Source organism: Xenorhabdus indica (assembly GCF_014467235.1).
Taxonomy (GTDB): domain Bacteria; phylum Pseudomonadota; class Gammaproteobacteria; order Enterobacterales; family Enterobacteriaceae; genus Xenorhabdus; species Xenorhabdus indica.
Genome location: NZ_NKHP01000080.1, coordinates 1 through 1,254 on the forward strand (window position 1 = coordinate 1; position 1,254 = coordinate 1,254).

Genomic DNA, 1,254 nt, shown 5'->3' on the forward strand with positions numbered 1-1,254 from the left:
AAACCTCCTGCATATACTCTCTGCTTTCTTACACATATCAGTATCAAACCAGCCAAAGTGACACTTGTTGAAACTGATACCTAACTGCCATGCTAACCATCGGTACGCATCCGTGCGTTCCCAGTTACTGAGTTGCCGCATTCGTTCAAATTTTTCCTTGCTTTTTTTTCTGGCTATCCGTGTCTGCTTATCTGCCAAATAGCCCAATGGAATATCGGTGTAAGGGTGCATACCGACTCGCGCACCGCATGAAGTGCACAGATATAACCAGGGCCATTTGTTGTTATTCTGGATACGCCCAAACACTTCTTCGTGATGGGCTATGGTGACCAATCCGTGACAGCAGTGACATTTAGTTGGGATTGGCAGTTGATCATTGACTCTTTGAATTGCTCTGGGGTTGGGGTTCCACGGGGTGTATTGCATGAGGAATTCTCCTTCATGAATGCCACCCAATGTGTATTTGCCCTTTTTCCTGACGGGTGGCCAAACAATGGTGATTGAGATACCAAAGCCAGTACCTCGCTAGTTTTTATTTGCGTTTCATTCCATTTGAAAATCAGTGTTCCTGTTGGTCGCAATACCCTAAACGCTTCTCTAAAGCCCTGACTTAAATCTTCTTTCCATGTACCTTTATTTAGTGCGCCGTATTTCTTCCGTTGCCAGCCATTTTCACCTGCTCTTTCCAAATGCGGAGGGTCAAATACAACTAACTGAAAAGTGTTGTTGGCAAAAGGTAGAGCGCGAAAATCACAGATGATATCCGGTTCAATATTCAACTCCCTGCCATCGCATAAAATATGACGCTCTCGCCGGATATCGCAAAAAATAACATTGGGATTATTGCGGTCGAACCAAAACATCCGGCTGCCGCAACACATATCCAATATGGTTGGTGGCACAATAATTCTCCCGCCGCACAGCAGCGTAGTGATAGGGTGTAGGGTTGGGTGTTTTGGCTTGAACTAACCAACTTGACTAGAAGAAAAATCAGGAACGTATTCGCATTCAACTTCAAACATTCCTATGTATAAATCGCCAATCCATAACATAAATAACAGAGGCCAATTATTTTCCCAGCCATCATGATTATCTAACCAATCATAGGCGCAATCATATAAACAGGATTCAAAGTCATCATCATCGGCACTATAGTTGTTGTCTGCTTCAAGTTCGTAGCGACGACCTTCCGATACTTCATCGGGGATTGTTTCTTTACTGTAAGCTACGTAGTACTGAACTATTGCCATATAT

2 protein-coding genes and 1 pseudogene are annotated in these 1,254 nt (G+C 43.5%); all 3 read right to left on the reverse strand.

The window, feature by feature from the left end; translation table 11 throughout:
- Window positions 1-333 (reverse strand): zinc-finger-containing protein (locus Xind_RS19510; RefSeq protein WP_246432637.1); only part of this gene is annotated, 333 nt, incomplete at its 3' end.
- A gap of 98 nt (window positions 334-431) precedes the next feature.
- Window positions 432-881, reverse strand: a pseudogene (locus Xind_RS19515) (SAM-dependent methyltransferase); the annotation flags it as partial.
- Between the two features lie 84 nt (window positions 882-965).
- Window positions 966-1,254, reverse strand: a 289-nt coding sequence (locus Xind_RS19520) for a hypothetical protein (RefSeq protein WP_246432639.1), incomplete at its 5' end; no start/stop codon positions are given.